Source organism: Polyangium sp. 15x6 (assembly GCF_029960785.1).
Taxonomy (GTDB): domain Bacteria; phylum Myxococcota_A; class Polyangia; order Polyangiales; family Polyangiaceae; genus Polyangium.
Genome location: NZ_JASBQE010000027.1, coordinates 1 through 22,351 on the forward strand (window position 1 = coordinate 1; position 22,351 = coordinate 22,351).

The 22,351-nt window shown below is 68.0% G+C and carries 20 protein-coding genes; 11 read left to right on the plus strand and 9 right to left on the minus strand.

What is annotated here, in order from left to right:
* Window positions 1–172 precede the first annotated feature (172 nt).
* The 8 genes from QHF83_RS20875 (at window position 173) to QHF83_RS20910 (ending at window position 9,295) form a co-directional block, all read left to right on the plus strand.
* Window positions 173–2,449: a hypothetical protein gene (locus QHF83_RS20875; protein ID WP_282419638.1), complete on the plus strand. Its 2,277-nt coding sequence runs from the start codon at window positions 173–175 to the stop codon at window positions 2,447–2,449.
* A 164-nt stretch (window positions 2,450–2,613) separates the two neighbouring features.
* Entirely contained in the window at window positions 2,614–2,784 is a 171-nt protein-coding gene (gene rpmG, locus QHF83_RS20880) for a 50S ribosomal protein L33 (RefSeq protein ID WP_282419639.1), read from the plus strand.
* Window positions 2,781–4,019, plus strand: a complete 1,239-nt coding sequence (locus QHF83_RS20885) for a GTP-binding protein (RefSeq protein WP_282419640.1) — start codon at window positions 2,781–2,783, stop codon at window positions 4,017–4,019. Before rpmG ends, QHF83_RS20885 begins: the two co-directional genes overlap by 4 nt.
* 147 nt (window positions 4,020–4,166) lie before the next feature.
* Window positions 4,167–5,318, plus strand: coding sequence for a histidine kinase (locus QHF83_RS20890; protein WP_282419641.1), 1,152 nt, complete (start codon window positions 4,167–4,169; stop codon window positions 5,316–5,318).
* The gene (locus QHF83_RS20895) at window positions 5,315–6,118 is read left to right on the plus strand and encodes a LytTR family DNA-binding domain-containing protein (protein WP_282419642.1); all 804 of its coding nucleotides are present in this window, start codon (window positions 5,315–5,317) and stop codon (window positions 6,116–6,118) included. Before QHF83_RS20890 ends, QHF83_RS20895 begins: the two co-directional genes overlap by 4 nt.
* A 57-nt stretch (window positions 6,119–6,175) precedes the next feature.
* Window positions 6,176–6,835: an ABC transporter ATP-binding protein gene (locus QHF83_RS20900; RefSeq protein WP_282419643.1), complete on the plus strand. Its 660-nt coding sequence runs from the start codon at window positions 6,176–6,178 to the stop codon at window positions 6,833–6,835.
* Window positions 6,832–7,641: an iron export ABC transporter permease subunit FetB gene (fetB, locus tag QHF83_RS20905; protein WP_282419644.1), complete on the plus strand. Its 810-nt coding sequence runs from the start codon at window positions 6,832–6,834 to the stop codon at window positions 7,639–7,641. Before QHF83_RS20900 ends, fetB begins: the two co-directional genes overlap by 4 nt.
* 163 nt (window positions 7,642–7,804) lie before the next feature.
* Window positions 7,805–9,295 (plus strand): hypothetical protein, encoded by a 1,491-nt coding sequence (locus QHF83_RS20910; RefSeq protein ID WP_282419645.1) that lies wholly within the window; start codon window positions 7,805–7,807, stop codon window positions 9,293–9,295.
* A gap of 131 nt (window positions 9,296–9,426) precedes the next feature.
* On the opposite strand, the gene QHF83_RS20915 is transcribed toward QHF83_RS20910, so the two are convergent.
* Complete coding sequence (locus tag QHF83_RS20915) at window positions 9,427–9,690, minus strand: hypothetical protein (protein WP_282419646.1); 264 nt, start codon at window positions 9,688–9,690, stop codon at window positions 9,427–9,429.
* 103 nt (window positions 9,691–9,793) lie between these two features.
* On the opposite strand from QHF83_RS20915, the gene QHF83_RS20920 reads away from it, so the two are divergent.
* Genes QHF83_RS20920 through QHF83_RS20930 form a run of 3 tightly spaced genes read left to right on the plus strand, consistent with a single transcriptional unit; the run spans window position 9,794 to window position 11,837 of the window.
* On the plus strand, window positions 9,794–10,489 hold the full coding sequence (locus QHF83_RS20920) for a YafY family protein (RefSeq protein WP_282419647.1): 696 nt from the start codon (window positions 9,794–9,796) through the stop codon (window positions 10,487–10,489).
* 46 nt (window positions 10,490–10,535) lie between these two features.
* Window positions 10,536–10,910, plus strand: coding sequence for a VOC family protein (locus QHF83_RS20925; RefSeq protein ID WP_282419648.1), 375 nt, complete (start codon window positions 10,536–10,538; stop codon window positions 10,908–10,910).
* 15 nt (window positions 10,911–10,925) lie between these two features.
* Window positions 10,926–11,837, plus strand: coding sequence for a fibro-slime domain-containing protein (locus tag QHF83_RS20930; protein WP_282419649.1), 912 nt, complete (start codon window positions 10,926–10,928; stop codon window positions 11,835–11,837).
* A 5-nt stretch (window positions 11,838–11,842) separates the two neighbouring features.
* On the opposite strand, the gene QHF83_RS20935 is transcribed toward QHF83_RS20930, so the two are convergent.
* The 8 genes from QHF83_RS20935 to QHF83_RS20970 form a co-directional block, all read right to left on the minus strand.
* On the minus strand, window positions 11,843–12,658 hold the full coding sequence (locus QHF83_RS20935) for a hypothetical protein (protein WP_282419650.1): 816 nt from the start codon (window positions 12,656–12,658) through the stop codon (window positions 11,843–11,845).
* Window positions 12,633–13,046 carry a hypothetical protein gene (locus tag QHF83_RS20940; RefSeq protein WP_282419651.1) on the minus strand — a complete coding sequence of 138 codons (414 nt, stop codon included), beginning with the start codon at window positions 13,044–13,046 and terminating at the stop codon, window positions 12,633–12,635. The genes QHF83_RS20935 and QHF83_RS20940 overlap by 26 nt, the downstream gene beginning before the upstream one ends.
* An 8-nt stretch (window positions 13,047–13,054) precedes the next feature.
* On the minus strand, window positions 13,055–14,038 hold the full coding sequence (locus tag QHF83_RS20945; protein ID WP_282419652.1) for a protein phosphatase 2C domain-containing protein: 984 nt from the start codon (window positions 14,036–14,038) through the stop codon (window positions 13,055–13,057).
* 24 nt (window positions 14,039–14,062) lie between these two features.
* The gene (locus tag QHF83_RS20950; RefSeq protein WP_282419653.1) at window positions 14,063–14,848 is read right to left on the minus strand and encodes an NRDE family protein; all 786 of its coding nucleotides are present in this window, start codon (window positions 14,846–14,848) and stop codon (window positions 14,063–14,065) included.
* 10 nt (window positions 14,849–14,858) lie between these two features.
* Complete coding sequence (locus QHF83_RS20955) at window positions 14,859–16,829, minus strand: PAS domain S-box protein (protein WP_282419654.1); 1,971 nt, start codon at window positions 16,827–16,829, stop codon at window positions 14,859–14,861.
* 34 nt (window positions 16,830–16,863) lie between these two features.
* The gene (locus QHF83_RS20960) at window positions 16,864–18,468 is read right to left on the minus strand and encodes an ATP-binding cassette domain-containing protein (protein WP_282419655.1); all 1,605 of its coding nucleotides are present in this window, start codon (window positions 18,466–18,468) and stop codon (window positions 16,864–16,866) included.
* Between the two features lie 97 nt (window positions 18,469–18,565).
* Window positions 18,566–19,552, minus strand: a complete 987-nt coding sequence (locus QHF83_RS20965; RefSeq protein WP_282419656.1) for a nucleoside hydrolase — start codon at window positions 19,550–19,552, stop codon at window positions 18,566–18,568.
* Between the two features lie 51 nt (window positions 19,553–19,603).
* Window positions 19,604–22,222, minus strand: a complete 2,619-nt coding sequence (locus QHF83_RS20970) for a hypothetical protein (protein ID WP_282419657.1) — start codon at window positions 22,220–22,222, stop codon at window positions 19,604–19,606.
* Between the last annotated feature and the right edge of the window lie 129 nt (window positions 22,223–22,351).

Sequence of the window (22,351 nt, forward strand, 5' to 3'; positions counted from 1 at the left end):
GGTGGCTCTGGTACGGGGTATGCCGAGCCGGCTGGCACGGTTTTCCCGGACCACGTGGCGCGGGATGTATCCGTATGAAATGCACGGTGTTGGGGTCGCGATCGGGGGCTCGTAGATCCACGGGCTGCTAGCGGGTCGCAGAGAAGCACGTAAGCTCGAAGGCATGACCTTCATGCGAGCTTCGTCCTTCGTCTTCTTTTTGTGCACCGCGGCCGCCTGCGGCGGCGGTCCAAACGATGGAATCAGCGGCGGAGCCGGCGGCGGCGGCTCCAGCCCCGGTCCGGCTCGTTGCGGAGGGGCCGTCAGCGCGGTGGATCTCGACGCCGGCGACTGGGATCGCCGCTTCACCATTGCTGGATTGACCGGACACGACGGCTTCGCGCCGGCCGTCCACGATTTCGCGCGCGAGCCGGACGGCTCGGTGATCGCGGCAGGTCGATTCCAGTGGCACGAGGGCAAGGCGGTCCCGCCGCTGATGCGCTTTCGCGACGGGGCGTGGGAGCCTGCGCGGACCACCTGGGAGCTCCCTGCTCCGCTCGACGGGTTCTCGGCGATCGCAATCGCAGAGAGCGGCGCTCTCGCGCTCGCGACGAACGACTCTTTCGGCGAGCGCGACGGCGAGATCTGGCTCGACGACGGATCCGGTTTGCAATCGATCGGCGCGTTCAAAGGACAGGTTCGCAGCCTCGCCTGGTTCGGCGGACACCTCTGGGTGGCGGGCCTGTTCCAGCTCGACGGCGCGAGCCCGATCGAGGGCCTCGCGACGTGGGATGGCACGAGCTGGAGCGCCGCGCCGGGCGGCGCGCTGCAAGGCTCCGCGTACGAGCTCCTGGTCGACGGCGATACGCTCTTCGTCGGCGGCACGTTCACCGAGATCGGGGGGCTCCCGGCGGCGAACGTCGCGTCGTACGACGGCGCCGCGTGGACGCCGCTCGACTTCGCCGACGCCCAGATCATTTACGCGCTCGCACGCACGGCGGGTGGAGCCCTCTACGCCGGCGGTGTCTACGGTGATTTCATGAAAGCGAGCGGCATTGCGCGGTGGAGCGGCACGGAATGGCAAACGGTGGGCGGCGGGCTCGCGCAGCATGCGACGCGCGGCGTCGTGACCGACCTCGTCGCGCACGGCGAGATCGTCGATGCCACCGGCTGCTTCACGACCGCGGGCGGCACCCCGGGCGAGCCCGGCGCCATTGCCTCGCGCGGCGTCGCTCGCTGGGACGGCAATGCATGGCAATCGCTGGACGAGGGCACCCGGGGCGTCGTGGCGCCCTGGTTCCAGCCGATGGTCTGCGGCGACGAAGGTCCGGCCGCGATCTGGGACGTGCCTCAGCAGAGGCTCGCGCACGACGGGCAGCGGCTGTTCGCGGGCGGCTTCTTCGCCGGCATCGACGGCGTGCTCTCGCAATCGCTCGCCGTGCACGACGGCAGCGGCTGGGTCGCCCAGGGCAAGAGCGGGATCGGGCTCGGCGGCTCGCTCGAGCTCATCGCTGCCGGCGGCGCGACGTGCGAGGTCTATGGCGTCGGCTCGTTCACCCATGTCGCCGGCGCGCCCGTCGCGACGCACGTGGTCCATTTCAATGGTGAAGGCTGGGACGTCCTCGACGATTCCTTGCCCTCGGACGGGGATGTCTGGTGTCCGGCGCTCGACGTCGGCGCCGAAGGACAGGTCGCGGTCGGCTGCGTGGTCATCCCGCCGAACGGGGAGCCCTACGGGCGGGTCCTTTTGCGTGAAGGCAATGCGCTCGTCCCCGTCGCCGTCGAGAATCTCGATCCGGTCTGGGGGCTCGCGTGGACGCCCGACGGCGTGCTCTGGATCGCGGGCGGAGGAACGAGTGGCTACCTCGCGCGCCTCGACGGCGACGAGCTGACCCTCGTCGAGGAGGGCTTCGACGGCGCCGTGCATCACCTCGGCATCGCCGCTGCGGACGACATCATCGTCACCGGCAATTTCGCCAAGGTCGGCGCCGTCGAGGCGTCGCGGATTGCGCGCTGGGACGGCAAGGCCTGGTCACCTCTCGGCGACGGTTTGCCCGGACAGGTGCTCGCGTTCGAGCGCGACGGGACCACCGTCTACGCCAGCACCTACGACGAGGGCAACGGCGCGTACCTGCTCGGCGCGTTCGACGGAACGTCGTGGCGCGAGCTCGCGACGCCCGAGGCGGGTTTGACCCCGCAGACGCATTTCTCGTTCAACGCGATCCTTGCCATCGACGGCGGCTTGATCGTCGCGGGCACGGCCGAGCTCGACGACGGCTCGGGCCGGGGCGCCCTCGTCTACCGTGACGGGAAATTGCGCGCGCTCGGCGGCGGCGTGGGCGCCATCGGTATCAGCGGCGCGGCCGTGATGGGCGACGCGGTCTGGGTCGCGGGCACCATCGCCGAGGCTGGCTTCGGCGCGAATCGTGTCCCGTCCATCGGGGTCGCGCGATATCGGCTCTCACCGTAATCCCTGCCATCTTCCCGACGGCGCACGGACAGACTGCATCAGCATGACAGGTGCAGTTGTACAGAAGCGTTGCGACCAGGTCTCGCGATGCTCCAGTGGCGCACGCAACCATGTCTGATGCAACAAAGTTGCAACTAACTTTCAGATGAGGTAGCAGAGAGCTCATGCGCGACACGATCAAGCTCGTCTCGTCGGCGGGCACCGGGTACTGCTACTACACGACGAAAAACAAGCGGACGACGACCGAGAAGCTCCAGATCAAGAAGTACGATCCGATCGCTCGCAAGCACGTCGTCTTCACCGAGGCGAAGATCTCCAAGGGCGGCGCGAAATGAGCGATCGCAGGCTCCCCGTCACCGTGCTCTCCGGCTTCCTCGGCGCCGGAAAGACGACGCTCCTCAACCACGTGCTCGGAAACCGCGAGGGCAAGCGGGTCGCGGTGATCGTGAACGACATGAGCGAGGTGAACATCGACGCCGAGCTCGTCCGGGGCGGCGGCGCCGCGCTGAGCCGCACCGAGGAGCGGCTCGTCGAGATGACGAACGGCTGCATCTGCTGCACGCTGCGCGAGGACCTCCTGCTCGAAGTGCAAGAGCTCGCGCGCGAGGGGCGCTTCGATTACCTGCTCATCGAGTCGACGGGGATCAGCGAGCCTCTCCCCGTGGCCGAGACGTTCGGCTTCGAGGACGACGCGGGCGCGCGGCTCTCGGACGTGGCGCGGCTCGATACGATGGTGACCGTCGTCGACGCATACAATTTTTCGAAGGATTTCGAGGCGGCCGAGGACCTCGCCGAGCGGGGCGTCGCGGCGTCCGCGGAGGACGATCGGAGCGTCGTCGATCTGCTCGTCGATCAGGTGGAGTTCTGCGACGTCATCGTCCTGAACAAGGTCGACCTCGTCTCGCGAGAGGAGCTCGGGCTCCTCGAGGCCACGCTGCACAGGCTGAACCCGCGCGCGCGGATCGTGCCGGCGAGTTTCGGCAAGGTGCCGATCGACACGATCATGGGCACGGGGCTCTTCGATATGGAAAAGGCGAAGGAGGCGCCGGGCTGGATGGCCGAGCTACGCGGCGAGCACGTGCCGGAGACGGAGACGTACGGGCTCGGGAGTTTCGTCTTTCGTGACAGGCGCCCCTTCCATCCTGCGCGTCTTTACGCGCTCATCCACGAGGAGTGGCCGGGCGTGATTCGATCGAAGGGCTTCTTCTGGCTCGCGACGCGGCCCGAATGGGTGGTGGAATGGTCACAGGCGGGCGGCGCGTACCGGTTCGGCGCCGTGGGGAAATGGTTGGCCGAATCGACGGACGATGGGCCCGAGGACGAGGTCTCGCGGCGTCGGCAAGAGATCGTGATCATCGGAACCGCGGAGCGCGAGGGGCTGCGGGCGCGGCTCGAGGCTTGCCTGCTCTCGGACGAGGAGATGGCGCTCGGACCCGAGGGCTTCCAACAATTCGAGGATCCGTTTCCGCCGTGGGATTGGCCGGAGGGCGAAGAGAACGACGGCTCGCCGCCCGGGGATCCCCGTTTCGCGTCGATGTGGACGAGGGAGGCGGTCGAGGACGCGCGCTGAGGCGGGCGCTCCGCGCGTGAGCTCTGCTCGTCCTTCGCGCCTGGTCGCCCTCAGGGCACGGCTCGTCCGTCGATCATGGCCATTCGTCCGATCGGGATGTCCGCGTCGACCGGTCGTACGGTAAACCGCTCGGGTATGAGCGTCCCTGTGCCCGAGCTGTCCAGAGGCGCGCCGTCCGTGGGCGCCTCGCCCCTGGATGCGCATTTCTTCGGCTGGAAGCGCTTCGTGGCGACGACGGCCGTCGTCCTGGCCATCCTCTTTTTCCCCTTCACGCCCTCCGACCGACAGCGGGACATCACGCCCAACCTGCTTTTCTCGCTCGTCAGCGTGCCCGCGCTCCTGCTCACGCTCTCGGCGGTTTTCCACTGGGCCACGCGCCGGAGCCTCGGCTCGGCGCAGACCCTGCTCGTCAGCCTCGCCGTCGCCTCCGTCGCCGGCGTCGTGTCCATCATGGGCTTCTGGGCCGTGCAGACGTGGCTGCACCTCCCGCGGGCCTCCGGGCAACCCGTGACGTATCCGCTCGCCATCCGGATCGGCGTCATCTTCGGACTCTTCATATGCGCCATCTGGGCGCTGGCGTTCATGTATCCCTTCGCCACGGAGGACGCCCGGCGGCGCGCGCTCGAAGCCGAAAAGCTCAAGCTCGAAGCCGACAGGCTACGAACGGCGGGCGAGCTCGCCCGGCTGCGCGCGCAGCTCGAACCGCATTTCCTGCTGAATACCCTCAACGCCATCGCGGGCCTCGTCACGCAGGATCCCGGCGAGGCCCGCCGCCTGCTCGCTTGCCTGGGCGACCTTTTGCGCGACGCGCTGCACGACGCCGACGAGATGCAGACGCTGGGCGAGGAGATCGCCTGGCTCCGCCGTTATGCCGAGATCCTCGAATCACGTCACGCCGGGACGCTGCGCTTTCAGTGGGACATCGCGGATCGGGCCGCCCAGGTCCTCATGCCCCGGCTGCTCCTGCAACCGCTGGTGGAGAATGCCGTGAAGCACGGCGCCTTGCGCCGACAGGGAGGCGGGCAGGTCGTCGTGCGCGCGACGCTCCGGGAGGCCGGGGGCGGGGCCCAGAGGCGCCTCGTCTGCACGGTCGAGGACAATGGTCCTGGCATGCCGGCGAAGCCGCTGCGCTCGGGGGCCTTTGGCCTGCACGCCGTGCGCCGGCGCCTCGAGCTCAAGTACACGGACGCGGGCTTGCAGATTGATTCTTCGCCCGACGGGACGCGATGCATCGTCGAGCTTCCCTGCCTCACGACGCCCCCGCGCCCCGCGACCCGAGCCACCCCGGAGATGGCATGATGCACGAAATCCCCGCGGCAGGTGATTCGTATCGGCTCCGTGCTCTCGTCGTCGAGGACGAGTGGCCCGCACGCAATTACCTGGTCGAGCTCGTCGAAGCGTCCCAGCTCGCCGAGGTCGTCGGCGCCGTCCCGAGCCTCGCCGAGGCCCGGCAGGCGCTGCAACTCGCGGCCGGCGGGCTCGAGATCGACGCCGTCTTCGTGGATATCACGCTCGGCGGGAGCGACGACGAGACGGGGCTCGATCTCGTGCGCGCCTCGGTGCATCACGCCCGGAGGCCGATGTTCGTACTGGCGACGGCATTCAAGGAGCACGCGATCGAGGCCTTCGAGCTCGGCGTCGACGATTACCTGCTGAAGCCTTTCACGCAAGAGCGCGTCGATCAATGTCTGCGCCGCCTCCACGCCCGGAAGCGCCCGTCGTCGCCTTCGAGCCCGCTGCGCATCGTCGCGCGTCGGGGCAAGAGCCTCGTGTTCCTCGAACCCAAGGAGGCCTGGGCGTTCGAGGCGGCCGATCGGCTCACCTCCGTGCATACGCCGCACGGCACGTTCGACCTCGACCTGTCCTTGTCGTCGATCGAAGCGTCCTTCGGGCGAGCGCTCACGCGTGTCCACAGAAACTGGCTCGTGAACGCGGCCTACATCAAGGAGCTCGAGCGCGAGGGGGGCGAAACACGGATCTTCGTCGGCTTCGGCATCGGTTCCGAGAGGCGGGGCGTGAGCGTCCCCGTCTCGCGCGACCGCGCGCAACCCGTGCGCGAGATGCTGCTCGCGAGCGCGACCGGGCTCCGCCGCGCTTGATCGACGCCCGCCTGGCGCGCGTCCACACCCGAGGCTAGACGAGCCGATGGACGCCACATGCCCTCTGCCATCGAAGCTCGCGACATCCGCGTGATCCGCGAAGGACGCACCATCGTCGACGGCGCGAGCCTCGTGGTCTCGTTCGGCGAGAAGATCGCCATCGCGGGCGCCTCCGGCAGCGGGAAGAGCACGTTTCTGCGGGCGATGGCCACGCTGATCCCGATCGATGGTGGGCACGTGCTGCTCGACGGCGTGGATGCGATCATGCTGCCTCCGACCGTCTTCCGGACCCGCGTCGCCTATCTGCCCCAGGCGCCGCCGATGCTGCCTGGCAGCGTGGCGGACAACGTCGCTGCCGGGCCGGCGCTGCGCGGCGAGACCCTCGCACCTGAGCGGCAGATCGAGCTCTTGCGAGCGGTGGGGCTCGACGAGGCGTTCCTCGCGCGCAGCGCGGCCGAGCTTTCGGGCGGAGAACGCCAGCGCGTCGCGCTCGCGCGCGCGCTCGCGAACGATCCGAAGGTGCTGCTCCTCGACGAACCCACGGCCGCGCTCGATCCGGAGACGGCCCTGCAAGTGATCGATCTCGTCCGCAACCTGGCGATCGCGGGACGCAGCGTGGTGATGGTCACGCACATCGCGGCGCACGCCGAGGCGCTCGCGGGCAAGCGCTACGTCTTTCATGCGGGAAAGCTCTTTGCCGGCGCGGAGAGGCCGTGAGCTACCTCGAGATCCCGCTCCCACGGCTCGCGATGACGCTTGGTCTCGTCGCGCTGGCGATCCTCGCCTCGCGCTGGAAGCGGCTCGACCTCGAGCGTGATCTCGCCTGGGGCGCGCTGCGCGGCGCCGTGCAGCTCCTGGCCATCGGTCACGTGCTGCTCCTGCTCTTCGAGCACGAGCGGCCCGCGTGGGTGGCGCTCGCCCTTTCGGTGATGGTCGGAGTCGCGGCGGCGACGAGCGCGCGGCGCGTGGAGCATGGGCCCTCGGCGCGCACGTTATTTCCTTATGCGCTCGCGGCCATCGTGCTCGGCTCCGTGGTGGCACTGGCGCCGGTTTTCCTGTTCGTGGTGCCTTTGCATCCGAGCTACGAGGCGAGGTACCTCGTGCCCATCAGCGGGATGATGATCGCCAGCGCGATGAATGTCGTGGCGCTGGTCTTCGAGCGTATCTTCGCCGCTGCGCATGCGCACGCGGACGAGATCGAGCAGCTCCTCGCGCTCGGGGCGACGCCCGAGCAGGCGCTCGCCCGGCACGTGCGGGCCTCGGTGCGCGCCGCGATGATCCCCACCATCAACGGCCTGCTCACGGTCGGGCTCGTCGCGCTGCCGGGGATGATGACCGGTCAAATCGTGAGCGGCACGGCGCCCGAGCAGGCGGTGCGCTACCAGATCGTGATTCTGTATCAGCTCGTCGCCGTGGCTGCGGTATCCGGCGTGCTCGCGGGGGGATTCGCGCGGCGCCTGCTCTTCACGCCGCGCGCGCAGCTTCGCCTGCCCCAGCGGGCGCGCAACGAAAAGAAGCGATGAATGCTCCGCCGCCTCCGTGGACAAACCCACGCCCCCACCATCGGCCTTCTCGGGCGCCGCGATTGTCCTTGACCACACGCGGAGCCCCCTGGCATCAACGAACCATTCCCGTGCCACTCGACACCCGCCTGCCGCTCGCCGCGCTCCTCGTCATCTGTGCAGCTTGCAATGGCGCGCGGCCCGCGCCGGCCTCGCCCCTGCCGGCCGCCCCGATTGCGACGGCCATAGCTCCTGCCGAGCCTCCTGTCCCTCCGCCGAGGCTCCTGCTTCGAGCACACCGACGCCCGCCGATCCTCCGCCCTACCCGGAGGCGTGGATCCGCGAAGCCGAGACCACGAACGAATCGCTGAGCTGCCGGGAGGTCATCTACAAGCAGGGCTGCTCGAATACGCGCGTCGGCTCGGTGACGGTGGCGATCACGCTCGCGCCCGACGGGAAGGTCCTGCGCTTGGATCAAATCGACAACACGGTGGAGAACGAGCCGGAGTTCGTATGGCGCTGCCTCGTGCGAAAGCTGCCGATGTGTGTGCGGCGGGCGGAGGTAAAACCTGGGACGCGGCTATGGACACTGTCGTTCGACGCCACCATGGGCACCCCATCGCACGCCGCAACGGACGCGGATGGCAATGTGCTCTGGACCTATCCGCTCTCCGGTTCGGTGAATCTCCCGACGGGCGTCATCTCCACGGATGTTTTCGATGTGCTCGTGGGAAAGGTGTCGCGTCAAGGCACCTTGCTCTGGGCGCGGCCCCTCGACCTGCCATCGCACGAAGTACGGGCCCTCGCCGTCGACGCGGGAGGAGGGCTCGTGCTCGCCGGCATGTTCACCGAGCGGCGTGCGCAGGGCCAGACCGATCAAGGCGGCTTCATCCTGCGCCTCTCCCCCGACGGCGGAATGGACTGGAAAATCGCATTCGACGGCAACGTGGTGCCGGACAACGTCGGTGTCGATGCGCGCGGCGAGGTCACCCTGACCGGTGGAATGCAGGAGACCGTCGATTTCGGCGGCGGGCCCCTCACGAGCCCCTTCTCCCGGAACAGCACGTCGTACACGTGGTTTCTCGCCCGATTCGGACGCGACGGCAGGCACGTCTGGAGCACGAAGACCGATTTCCACCGATTCCCGCCGCATGCGTTCACGTCCGATGGCTCGATCGTGCTCGCACCCGACGCGGCTGCCCCGATGACGCTCTTCGGCGCCACGCTCGATGCCGGTCCGCACCTCGTCCGCATCGACGCCGCTGGGAAGGTCGTCTCCAGCCGACCGCTTTCGGTCAGCGCGACCAAGCTCGCCGCGTCGGATAACCGCGTATGTGCGCTCGCCTGGGACCCACCGCTCACCGGGCTCGGCTACGCGGGCAAACCATCGTCGCGTCTCGCGCTCCAGTGCTTCGATGCTCGAGGCGCTCTGGTCTTCGACCGCACGCTGAGCGACCCCAAAAACCCTCAGACGCGCGACAAACACATCTCCGTGCACGATATGGTGCTCGACCCTTCGGGGTTTGTCGCCATCACCGGCTCGACGGTGGGCGATGCGCCGCTCGACGCCTTCACCCTGACGGGCGGGCAATTCATCGCGGGGCTTCGCCGCCGATGGGAAAATACGCTTCGTCATACAGGCCCCTTGCCCAGGGAGCTTCGGGCTGGGCCCTGATGCCGTGCTCTTCGGGTGGTGCAACGACGAGCGCGGTCGCGCGCGGCGTGACGGAAGCACCGTCGTCCTCACGCGATATGCGCGGTGAGAAACGCCCGCCGCGGGACGCATGCCATGGCTCGCTCGGCAGATCAGCGACGCCGTCCCCCGGGCTCCGTCTGGTCGGCGTGGACGCGGCCGATGGGCTCGACGTGCTCGCCGCCCGGTGGATGTGGAGGGGGCGGCGTGGGCTCGGCTTCCAGCTCTGCCTCGCGCAAGGACGGCCCCTCGGCCGGAGAGCCGATCGACGCCCATCCTTGCTCGCGCACCTCGGTCTCGTCGGCCGAGAGCTCGTGGTAATGCTCCCGGCTGAAGACGGTCTGGCCGGACGGTTTCTGCGGTTTCTGCGGATCCATATGTCGCAGAGCCCCTGGTGCCTCGAAGGCCTCGCGTCGAGCCCCGCCACGAGCGCTTCTGTGTGGCCGAGCGGAGCGGGCTGGTTCGCGCTATCTTTTCCGCATGTCTCGCGCCGCCCGCCTGCTCGATCTCCTGGAGCTCTTGCGCCGCCACCGCGCGCCGATCACGGGCCCGGCGCTGGCCGAGGAGCTCGGCATTTCGATTCGCACGCTTTATCGCGACATCGCGACGCTGCAGGCGCAGGGCGCCGATATCCAGGGCGAACCGGGCCTCGGGTACGTCCTGCGCCCCGGCTTCACCCTCCCGCCGCTGATGTTCTCGGCCGACGAGCTCGAGGCCCTGGTGCTCGGCTCGCGCTGGGTCGCGGTGCGGGGTGACGCGCGGCTCGCGGCTGCGGCGGGCAATGCCGTGGCGAAGCTCCGCGCCGTGCTGCCGGACGACCTCCGCGCGAGCGTCGATACGGCGACGCTCACCGTGCCGATGCTCCGCGGCGAGCCGGTCGCCGTCGACGCCTCGGTGATTCGCGCCGCGATCCGCAAGGAGCACAGGCTCGTCATCATGTACCAGGACCAGAACGGCGAAGGCACGACCCGCACGATCTGGCCCCTCTTGATCGGCTTCTTCGACAAGGTGCAGGTGCTCGCCGCGTGGTGCGAGCTCAGGCAGGACTATCGCGCCTTCCGCGTCGACCGCATCCAGTCGGTCGAGCCGAAGGACGAGCGTTATCCGCGCCGCCGTGCCGTGCTCGTCCAGGAATGGCGAGCCAGGCAGGCCACGCTTGCTCCTGCCGGAAACTGACAGTCGCAAGGCGCACACCCTCCGCGTCCACCACATGGAGATGCTGATGCGTACCCTCAACTACCTGCTGCTTGCCGTCCGTGATCCGCTCCGAAGCGCCGAGCTGTATTCGAAGCTCCTCGGCTGCGAGCCGGTCGAAACATCGAAGACCTTCGTTCTCTACGTGCTCTCGACCGGCATGAAAATCGGCCTCTGGCTCGCCGACGAGGTCGAGCCGACCCCGAAGCCCGCCGGCGGCATCGAGATCTCGTTCCGCGAAACGAGCAAGGACGCCGTCCTCGCGACCTATGCCGAGTGGACCAAGCTCGGGCTCACCGTGGTGCAGGAGCCGACCGACATGGATTTCGGCTTCACGTTCGTGGTCGAGGACCCGGACGGGCACCGCCTCCGCCCGTTCGTCCTCGCCGCGAATCCGCGGTAGTGTTATCCTCCACCAATGCGCGCCACGATCCTTTCGCTGCTCGGCTTCGTGTTCGTCCTCGGTTGTTCGTCCGGTCAGGGCACCGGTTCCCCGACGGGTGCAACGACTTCATCCTCCGGCTCGGGTTCGGGGGGTGGGGGAAGCGGCGGCGCGGGGAGCGGCGGCGCGGGTGGAGAAGGCGGCCTCAATCTCACGACCTCCAGCGGCACCGGCGGCGATACCGGCGAGGAGTGCTTGAGCACCTTGACCATGCGGGTGCGCGACTTCTCCGAGAGCCACCCCGACTTCCAGTGGAGCGGCCATCCCAATTTCAGTGACATCGTCGGTGTTCGCCCGGGCATCCTGGCGGCCGAGCTGGCCGAGCAGCCCGATGGCAGCTTCAAGCCGGTGTACGTCGCCGGGAACGAGGTCAGCCCCGACGGCCCAGCCTACGCGCCCTTCACCGGCGCCGCCCATTTCGATGCGTGGTACCGCGACACCCCCGGCGAAAACTTTGCCACGAACGTGCAGATCCCGCTCACGGGCAATGGCACCACGCTCGTCTACGACGACGCCGATTTTCATCCGATCGACGCGACGTTCGGCTTCGGGAACGAAGGTTTCGAGCTGAATGGCATGCCGAACAACTGGCACTTCACCACCGAAGCGCTCGTCTCCTTCCGTTACAAGGGCGGTGAGGTGTTCACGTTCCGCGGCGACGACGACATCTGGGTGTTCATCAATCACCGCCTCGCCATCGACCTCGGCGGCATCCACGGCCCCGAACTGGGCACCGTCGATCTCGACCAGCGCGCCTCGGATCTCGGCCTGGTCCTCGGCGGCGTGTACGATCTGCAAGTCTTCCACGCCGAGCGCAATTACTCGGGCTCGAATTACCGGTTCGAGACGAGCAACTTCTGCTTCTTGCCGGTGGACCCGCCCAAGTAGCGCTCTCAGGTCGGCTTCATGCGGCCGGGGTCAGGCGCTCCCCTCACGTACATCTTGCGTTTTCTCAGCATTGCGATCCCCGCGGGCGTCACCTGCGTGTCGTGAACGTCGACCCGCTTCAGGCCCGTTGAATCCGCCAGGCTGGCGACCCCTCGATCGGTGACGCCCGTGCCCGCGATCGACAGGCTCCGGAGGCGAGGCATGCCGGCGAGCTGTCGCATGCCGGCATCCGTCACGACCGTCCGATCGAGCGAGAGCATCTCCAGCGTGGTCATGCGGCCGAGATGAGCACAGGTTACATCGGTGATCGCCGTGCCTGCGAGACCGAGCTCACGGAGCGCCGGACAAACCACGAGAAGACGGGCTCCCTCGTCGGTGACGGACGTGTTTGCAAGCTCGAGCCCATGAAGCCTCGACAAACGCCGCACCTGGACCAGCTCCACCTCGACGAGCGGGCTCTGATCAAGCGCCAGCCAACCGAGCGATGGCTGGTTGTCCGGCAAGACCGCGAGCCCATCGATCCGCACGAGCGATCCCGATATCGTGAGATATTGGAGCGCCCCGTGAGGCACGTGGGCGAGACCTTCTCCGCGGACCGAGGTACCTTCGAGTCGGAGCGAGCGCAACCGACGCAGCGAAGCCAATCGCACCAAGGTGTGATCATGGATCCCGGCGCCGCGCAGGCATAACGTCTCTACTTGGTCGCGCCCCTCGAGCTTCTCGAGCTCGTCGTCATGGACGGCCATCGACCAGTAGAGGCTGTACCGCGAGCGGACCGGTGCATCGACATCGACGTCAGGCGGGATCGACGGGCCGAGCACGTGAAAAGGCGGATACCCCTCCCCCAGCATGATAAAACAGCGACTCGTTGGCGGTGAATCGACCGCAACAGAGCACCTCAACAAACGTTCGTCCCCCGCCTTCGTGCGTCACCGCGAGGTTGATCCATTCGGGGACCTTGCCGTCGCGAAAGAGAACGTCTATGACCGTGGCAGCATCGAGGCCCATCAGGTCGGAGCGCGAGAAGCGCTCACCGTCGTCGGGAAAGACAAACTCGTCCGGGTGAAGCGGGTTCTTGTCGTAGGACGCGTCGAGCACGACATCGAAGCGAATTTCGTCCGGCAGCGGCTCGACGACGAGCTCCCGCGCGAAATCGCGGGCCCGGCGGGAGGCGGAGTCGAGGCGAGAGGCGAAGGTTGCTCGGTCCATGGTTCAAGTCATTCCGTTTGCCGGAGTCGACCCCTCGCCCTCTCGGCGAGGATCACCGCGACATCATCATGGAAGTTTCCCGAAGGAAGCTTCACCGCCTCCACGAGCGCCTCGACAGCCGAGCGAACGTCTCCCGCCAAGGCGACCTCGGATAATTTCGGTCGAGGCAAATACTTCAAGAGACCATCCGACGCCAGGAGAAGGCGCCCCGAGAGAGACCGCCGCTCGATTCTCGTGGGCGTACATGCTCCGCTGCCAAGCAGCGGCTTGTGCTTCTGCATTGCGGTCAGCTCCACGACCTGCCCTGCCTCCACGAGCAGCGCGCCCGAATCTCCGATGCTCGCGCCCCAAAGCTCGTTGCCGCTCACCTGGACCACGACGAGCGTCGTCTCCCCGCACTTCGAATCCGCCTCCATTTCGCGGTCGAGCCGCGAGAGCCGTTCGCACCATGCCGCGGGCGTGAGCTCCTCCTCTGCCCCCAGCGCCGACGCCGCCTCTGCCGCCCAGCGCGCTGCGAGCGCGCCGCCGGAAAGCCCGCCTGCGCCGTCGGCGACGACCAGCGTCCACCGGCGGCCACGGCAGCTCGCTTCCAGGCGATCCTCGTTCGCGCGGCCGGCGCGCCGCTCGGACCAGACATGCAGCCATTCCCGCGGAGGAGCCATGGGGACGAAGTCGGCATTCTGCACGGGTACGCCCACGTCGATGCTCTCCACCACGTTGTCCCGGAACCATACGGTTGCCTCGTCCGGCTCGACACCACAGCGGCGGCATCCGCTTTCGGGCGCGCCCGCGACCGCAACCAGACCACCCACGTTTTCCCCCGCGTCGATCAGGGGCGCGCGGCGCCCGGGAGGATCGAACCAGCCAATGGCATCGCCGGGCGTGTACTCGTGCGATCGGCAATAGCCGTACTTGTACTGAATGCGCCATGGTTGCAGCTGGCCACAGCGCGGGCAGATCGCATCGGCGATGACGGTGTCGAAGATGCCCATGACGAGGACGGCGGAGCTCCTCCCCTACCCTCGTTGCGGCAGCCGGAAGCCCTGCTCCACCAGACGCGGCTCGCTCCCCGGAAAAAAACTCCTCTCGAGAAACCGGACTTCGCCCATGTTCGAGAAAGTCACCACCGAGCTCGATCGCGTCCCGTAAAAGGGGGGCGTCCGCGTATCCGAGATGAACAGCGGCGCGAGCATACGCTCCATCTCGAGCCCCACGCCCGTGTCCGGGAGCTCCGCGTCCGGGGCCCCCTGCTCCGAATGTAGCATCTGGAAGAACGCTTCCGCCGCCGGGAGCGGACGCTCCTCGACGAGCTTCGTGAAGGCGCCCTTGCCTTGCACGAGCTTCGGCCAGGGCGTGTCGAGCAGGTGATTGCTGAGCCCGTACACGCCGGGCGCGAGCCGACGCGACTCGCCCGTCTGGCTCGCGAAATAGGCCGCCTCGCCCCGCGTGCCCACGATCAGGTTGAACCCGTTGTATTCACGCGCGCGCGGCCGCAGGCTCTCCGTGTATTCATGCGGCGAGCCCTCGCCCAGGAGATACGCAACCACGAGCGCCCCGCGCGATTTCGCGTCCGCGTGATGCGCCCCGGGATCCCGGAAGTTCGTGATGGCCGCGAAGCGCCCGGACCTCGTCACGCCGAGCCACGTCCCGCCGCTCTGCAGGTCGCGCCCCGCGAGGATCTCGGGATGATCTTCCCAGAAATGCGTCTCCCGCGTCGGACGGGCGAATACCTCGTCGCGGTTGGCCGCCAGCACCACGTCGAAATCGGGATGGACCCCGAAGCCCAGGAACAGCACGCACATACGCGCGAGTCTAGCCGGGCGCGGGCGGATCCGACATCAGCAACGACTCGAGCACGTCGGTCAGCTCGTCCACGCGGACCGGCTTGGTCAGGTACCGGAAGAACCCGGCTTGCTCGGCCCGCTTCTTGTCCCGATCCATCGCCGCTGCGCTCAGCGCGATGACCGGGATCGCTCGCGTCTCCGGCCACTCGCGCAGCTTCCGCAGCGCGTCGAACCCGCTCATCCCGGGCAGGTTGATATCCATCAGGACGACCTCGGGCTTCCGCGCCCGCGCGAGCTCGATCCCGATCTCGGCGTTCGGCGCGGTGAACAGCTCGACGCGCTCGAGCTCCCCGACGAGGGCCTCCATGAACGCGATGTTCGAGGGATTGTCCTCCACGTACAGCACCGTGTACCGCGGCCCCTCGCCGTCCCGCAGCGGCGAACTCTCCTGCGTCGCCGGGTTCGTCGCCTCCACGAGCGCGTGCGCCGCCGCCTGCCGCGCCGGCAGCTCGACCCAGAACGTGGACCCCTCGCCGGCGACGCTGCGAAAGCCCACGCTCCCGCCCATCATCTCGGCGAGCCGCTTGGTGATCGTGAGCCCGATCCCCGTCCCTTCGATGGGCCCCGTCTCCTGACCGGCGCGCTGGAACGGCTGGAAGAGCTTCCCTTGTTTGTCCTCCGGGATGCCCATCCCGTCGTCGACGACGCTGATCCGCACGCGGCCCGCGGCCCCGACCTTCGACTCGAACACGGCGCGCCCGCCCTGCCGACCGTACTTGATCGCGTTCGACCCGAAGTTCATCAAGATCTGGGCGAAGCGCGTCCGATCCGCGCAGACCATCGGCAGATCGTCGGGCACGGGCGCGATCACGAGCTCGACGCCTGCCCGATCGGCCATCGGATCGAGCGCCGCCTTCGCCTCCAGGAGCACGCCGGCCACGCTCACCGGCTCCGGCGAGAGCGGCACGTTCCCCGCCTCGATCCGCGCCAGATCGAGCACATCGTCGATCAGGTGCAGCAGGTGCTCGCCGGCCTTGAGCACCTGGTCCACCATGCCCTTCTGACGCGCGTTGAGCGGCGTCTTCCGATCGCGCTGCAGGAGCTGACCGAACCCGAGGATGGCGTTCAGCGGCGTGCGCAGCTCGTGGCTCATCGACGCCAAGAACTCGCTCTTCGCGGCGCTCGCGGCCTCGGCCGTGGCGCGCGCCTGGCGCAGCTCGTCCTCGCGCTTCGCGTCGTCCGTCACGTCCCAGATCGTCGAGACGGTGCCGCCCTCGGCCGTTCTCCGATCGCTGATGCGCAAGGAGCGATGCTCCGTCGTCCGCACCTCGAGCACACCCTTCGGATCACGCCGATACGCGAGGCGCCGCGCGCGGAACGCGGCCGGCGACTCTTCGAGAGCGAAAAAGCCCCGCGTGAGCGCCTCGTCGAACAGCGCCTCGAAGGTCTTGCCGACCACCGGGCCGGCGACGTGGGGGACCGTCCGGCGAAACGCGCTGTTGCAGAGCACGAGCCGATCGTGCGCGTCGAAGAGGGCGAACGGGTTCTGCACACTCTCGACGGCGCTGAGCAGCCGATCCGAAGCGAGCTTCGCCGCGGCCTCGATCTCCCTGCGCTCGCGGATCTCGCGGATCACGGCGGAGACCACGATGCCGCGCGGCGTGGAGAGCGGGTTCAGGCTCACCTCGATCGCCATCTCGGAGCCGTTCTTGTGGCGGCCGGAGAGCGCCGTCCCGGCCCCCATCGGCCTGACCTTCGGCGCGGCGACGAACCCTGCGCGGTACCCCGCGTGGTTGGGTCGGAACCGCTCTGGAATGAGGATCTCGACGCGCTGACCGAGGAGCTCCGCGCGGTCGTAACCGAAGAGCTCCTCGGTCTGGGCGTTCACGAACTCGATGAGCCCATGCTCGTCCACGATGACCATGGCGTCGGGCGCGGTCTCGAAGAGCTGCCGAAACCGCGCATCGATGGGTTCGTCCTGGCCACCGTCATGCGTCATCACGCACGCATATCATGGCCCCCGGCGCCCTGCATCAGCGCTCCCGCTGCTCGTCCCCGAACCGCTCCAGGAACTCGTCGTACGTCCCATTGAAGAGCCGCGGCCCTTTGCGGGACAGCTCGAGCACGCGCGTCCCGAGCTTGCCGATGAAATGCCGATCGTGGCTCGTCACCACGACGGTCCCCTTGAATGCGATCAGCGCCTGCAGGAGCGCGTCGATGCTCTCCACGTCGAGGTGGTTCGTCGGCTCGTCCAGCACCACCACGTTGTTCTTCAGCAGGATGAGCTTCGCCAGGAGCAGCCGCGCCGCTTCCCCGCCCGACAGGCTCTCCGTCTTCTTGAGCCCCGCCTCTCCGCTGAAGAGCAGCTTCCCCAGCACCGAACGCACGTCCTCGAGCTGCGCCTCCGGATCGAAGCGGTGCAGCCATTCGTACGCGGAGTAGCCGGGTTCGAGCGCCTCGTGATGATCCTGCGCGAAATACCCCACGTTCGTATCGTGGCCCCACACGATGGTCCCCGCGTCCGGCGCGTGCTCCGCGACGAGCAGCTTGAGCAGCGTCGACTTGCCGATGCCGCTCGGCCCGATCACCGCGAGTTTGTCCCCGCGATTCAGGTTCAGACCGAGCCCATCGATCACCCGCAGATCGCCGAAGCTCTTCGCCAGGCCCTCCACGCGCAGCACGTCGCGGCCGGACGGTTTTTCGATCTCGAACTTGATGTAGGGCCGCACCACGCTCGATCGACGCACCTGGATGCTGCTTTCGAGCTTCTCCATCTCCTTCACGCGCGACTGCGCCTGGCTCGACCGGCTGGCGCTCGCGCCGAAGCGGGCCACGAAGTCCTTGAGCTCCGCGATCTTCTTCTTCTTCTGGGCCGCGTCGGCCTCCGATTGACGCTTCCCGGTCGTCTTCTGCTCGATGAAATCGTCGTAATCGCCCGTGTACACGGTGACCGTCTGGTAATCGACGTCGGCGACGTGCGTGGCGATCGCGTTCATGAAATGCCGATCGTGGCTCACGACGAGCAGCGTCCCGCGGAAATCGTGCGTCAGGTAGGATTCGAGCCAGCGAATGGAGTCGAGGTCGAGGTGGTTCGTCGGCTCGTCGAGGAGCAGGACGTCGGCGCCCGCGAACAGCGTCTGCGCGATGAGCACGCGCAGCTTGTACCCGCCCGCCAGCGTGCTGACGGTGTCGAGGTGCCGGGACGACGCGATTCCAAGGCCTTCCAGGATCTCCGCCGCGCGGGCCTCGGCCGTGTAACCGTCTTCCTCGCCGATCGTCCCCTCGAGTTCGGCGAGGCGCATGCCGACCTCGTCGTCCATCTCGCCCGCGAGCAGCCGTTCCTTCTCTTGCGTGGCGTCCCAGAGGATGCGGTTGCCCATGAGCACGGCGTCGAGGATGCGAACGGACTCGTACGCGAAGTGATCCTGCGAGAGCACGCCGACCTTGAGCTTTCCCGGGATCTCGACCGAGCCTTGATCGGACTCGTGCTCCCCCGAGATGACCTTGAGCAGCGTCGATTTTCCAGCGCCGTTCGCCCCGACGAGCGCGTACCGCTTGCCCGGATCGAACCGCATCGAGACGTTTTCGAAGAGAATTTTCGGGCCGAAGCGCTTGGAGAGCTTGTCGAGCGTGATCATCGCGGCGCCCGACCTAGCACGTGTTCCGGACGTTCGCCGCAGCCAACGATGAAGATGGGGAGGAACCTAGCCGGCGGACGTGGGCCGCAGTACGGGCTCAGCTGGACGGCAGGGCGGTCAGGGTTTGGAGAAACTTCTCCCGATCGTACCCCGTGATAATCCACACGCCCGAACCCGGCGACAATCGCGAGCCCCAGGCGCCTTTCTCGCGATAAAGCTCGACCTCGGCCCACTCTCCGATCGAGGGATCGATCGCGCAGCACGCCGCCAATGGATCATGAAACGCCTTGCCGCCCATGGCCTCCGGCGCCGACTCCTCGATCTCGGACGTCGACGGAGGAACGGGCCTCTTCGCCTGCTTCTTCTCCAGATAGACGTCCATCCCCTCCCAGATCAGGCGAAGGGACAGGCTCTTGTCTTTCGAGGTCTCGATCCGAGCGTGCAGCTCGTGGTCGTAGATCACGCCATGACAAACGTTTTTCGAAACGAACCTGCGGCTCCCGATGCCGGGGTACCGGAGCGCCTCCAGCGCCGACTTCGGATCCCCATTGAGGTTGTAGGTCGGGCAGGTGACCATCCCGCGGAACTTGGGGAGCTGGCGCTCCGGCGGCACGACGCCCTCGCCGGCAAAGCCTCCTTGCACGACGAGGCGGCCCACCTGGAAGCCGGGGAGCTTCATGGCGCCGCCCAGGTTCTTGAGCGGGGCGCCCGTGATCAGGGTGGTGTTTGCATCGCAGACGGCGCGCAAGACCTCGGGGCCCGGCGCGGCGTCGCGCGAGGGCGGGATCTCGCCATAGGCCTTGTAATGCCAGGAGGAGACACACACGCCTCGCGGCCCGTGCCGCCCCTCCCCCGGGCCCGTACCCTCCCGGACCGATTTGGGCTGATGATCGAGGTTGAACGCGCCCACCGGGATGTCCCTGCCAAACCACCCGAGGGCCTTTCGCACCACGCCGACCTGGTCGGGCGTGCCCGGGGTGATGGTCACTGCCTTGAGGTTGACCCCGGGATGGCCGAGCAGGAAGAGCAGCGTGATGAAATCATCCGGATCGCCGGTCTCCATGTCCCATACGACGTCGAGCATGTTGCCTCCGCTCCTGCGGGGTGAGATGGGTTCAATCCAATGAATTCCGCTTCAAGCGCGCCGGCGCCGCCGCGCGACGATGAGCGCGGCGAGGCCGAGCGCGGTGAGACCGAACGTGGACGGTTTTTCGGAGCCGATCATTCTGCAGCCGCAGTCACTTTCGGCGCTGGGCTCGCTGCCGCCGCTTCCGCCGACGCCTCCGCTTCCGCCGACGCCTCCGCTTCCGCCGACGCCTCCGCTTCCGCCGACGCCTCCGCTTCCGCCGACGCCTCCGCCGACGCCTCCGCTTCCGCCGACGCCTCCGCTTCCGCCGGCGCCTCCGCCTCCGCCCGCGCCTCCATTGCCGCCTCCGCCTCCGCTACCGCTTCCGTCGACGCAGACGCCGGCCTCACACGAGCCGCCGGGGCAGCTCGAGCCGTCGGGCGTGAACACGTCCGCTGGGCAATCGATCGCATCCCCCGGGCAAACCTCCTCGACATCGCAGGGTCCGTCCGTCGGACGGCAAACGACATCGGCACCTGCGAATGAATCGTCCGGACAAACGATGGTTATCCCATTGCACGTCTCTTCCACATCACACGGGCCTGCGGCGAAGCGGCACGTTGCGCCGGCGGGCGCGACGGCATCCGCAGGGCAGCTCGCCGACTGCCCGCTGCATGTCTCGTCCAGGTCGCAACCGGCCGCCGCGGGGCGGCACATCGAGCCGGCCGCGGCGAGCGCATCGGCGGGGCACGCCGTGCTCACGCCATCGCAAGCCTCCGCGACGTCGCACTCCCCGGCCGCCGCGCGGCATTCGGTGCCCGCAGCGCGGGGCGCACATACGCCGTCGGCCGTGGAGCCGGCCGCCACGCTGCAGGCGCTGCAATCGCTGGGATCGTCACCGCACGCCGCGTCGCAGCAGACGGAATCGGCGCAGTAGCCGCTCTGGCATTGTGCGGCAGCGGAACAGGGCGTGCCGTTCGGCAGGAGCGCGACCGGGAAGACGTACGCGGCGCCGGACGACGTGCCGAAGATCTGGGCGCCAGACGCGCCGGCCACGATCGTGTTTCCGTCGATGGCCACGGCGTCCCCGAGATCATTATTCGTGTAGGCGTTCTTGGCGACGAGCTTCGCCTGCTCGGTCCACACGGACCCGGTCCGCTTGAAAACGTAGGCCGAGCCGGCTGATGAGCTCCCCCCGACGTCGCTGTAACGCGCGCCGATGACGATGGTGTCGCCCTGAATGGCGACGGCCGCGCCGAAATGATCATCATCGTTGCCATCACTCGCGAGGAGCTTCGCTTCCTGCTGCCACATGCCGCCCACCTTGCGGAAGACGTAGGCGGCTCCGGAATCGAACCCCTTGTCGTCATTCCGGAGCTCGCCGACGACGACCGTGTCGCCGGAGACGGCCACGGCATACCCGAATTCGTCGCCAGCACCCGGAACACCCGCGAGCACCTTTGCCTCCTGCGTCCAGACGCCGCCGCTCCGCGTGAAGATGTAGGCCGAGCCGCACGGCGGGTTCGTGGCAATCGCATTGTCGTAAGGCGCGCCCACCACGGCGACGTCTCCGTCGATCGCGCTCGCAAGGCCAAATTGATCACTCGTGGCGCCGTCGCCGGCGAGGAGCTTCGCCTCCTGCGTCCACGTCCCAGCATTCCGGACGAACACGTAGGCCGAGCCGGAGCTCGTGCCCTTGTCGTCGTCCAAGTACGCCCCGATGATCGCAGTGTTCCCCGAGAGATCGGCCGAGCGGCCGAAGTTGTCGCCGATGGCGCCGTCGGCCGGCGAGAGCTTGGCCTCCTGCGTCCACGTACCGCCATTCCGGACGAACACGAGCGCCGATCCCGAATACGTCCCCTTCTCGTCGTCGAGGTTGGCGCCCCCGATGAGAATATCACCCGAAATGGCGACGGACGAGCCGAACCAATCACCGGCCACCGCGTCGGGCATCACGAGCTTCGCCTGCTGCGTCCAGACCCCGCCCCCGCCGGTGAACACGTACGCCGCACCGAGCGGCGAGTTTCCCGGCCCGTCGCCGGAGGCGCCCACGACGATCGTATTGCCCGAGACGTCGACCGCCGCACCGAAATAGTCGTACGACGCGCCCGTGGCGGGGATGAGCTTCGCGATATCGTTCGTGATCGTCGGATCGACGACGACGGGATACACCGCGTCCGACGTATCCACGTGAATCGAGAGCCGCTCCTCCCCCTCGACCTTCGAGAGCCGGATCGGCAGATCCCGGCCGCGCGCATCGAAGGCGTACAGATCACGATACGCGAGCCGCGCCGTCCCCTCGGCGTCGTGCAACGTCGCGCCGCGGCCCGAGGGCCAGACGCGCGCATCGAGCCCGCCGCGCAGCTCGACGTCGATCACGACGTCCCGGGCCCCCTCCCCTGCGCAATCGGGCGCCGAATCGAGCGTGAACCCCTGCTCGATGCCGCGAGAATCACTCACGTACCATTCGACGAGCCCCGGCCCCCCGCCCTGCTGCGCTCGTCTGTACTCGACGCGGCCCGCCTCCGCGACCGGCGCGGGCTTCGAGAGCGGCCAGCGATCGTCTCCACATCCGAGCCGGCTCGCCTCGAACACGGCCTTTTGCGCGAGCCCACGCGCCTCGACCGCGGCGCCGGACGCCGTGAACGTCGCCTCGACGGACACGTTCAGGTTTGTCGAGGCGAGCACGAGCCCCGCCTCGTTCGTGGCCCCGTCCGAAGGGGACGTCGAAGGCGCACACGCCGCAATACACCCCGAGAGGGTCAGCGTCCCAAAACGCAGCGACGCAGAAATCAAAGGAAAACGATCTCTCATGAA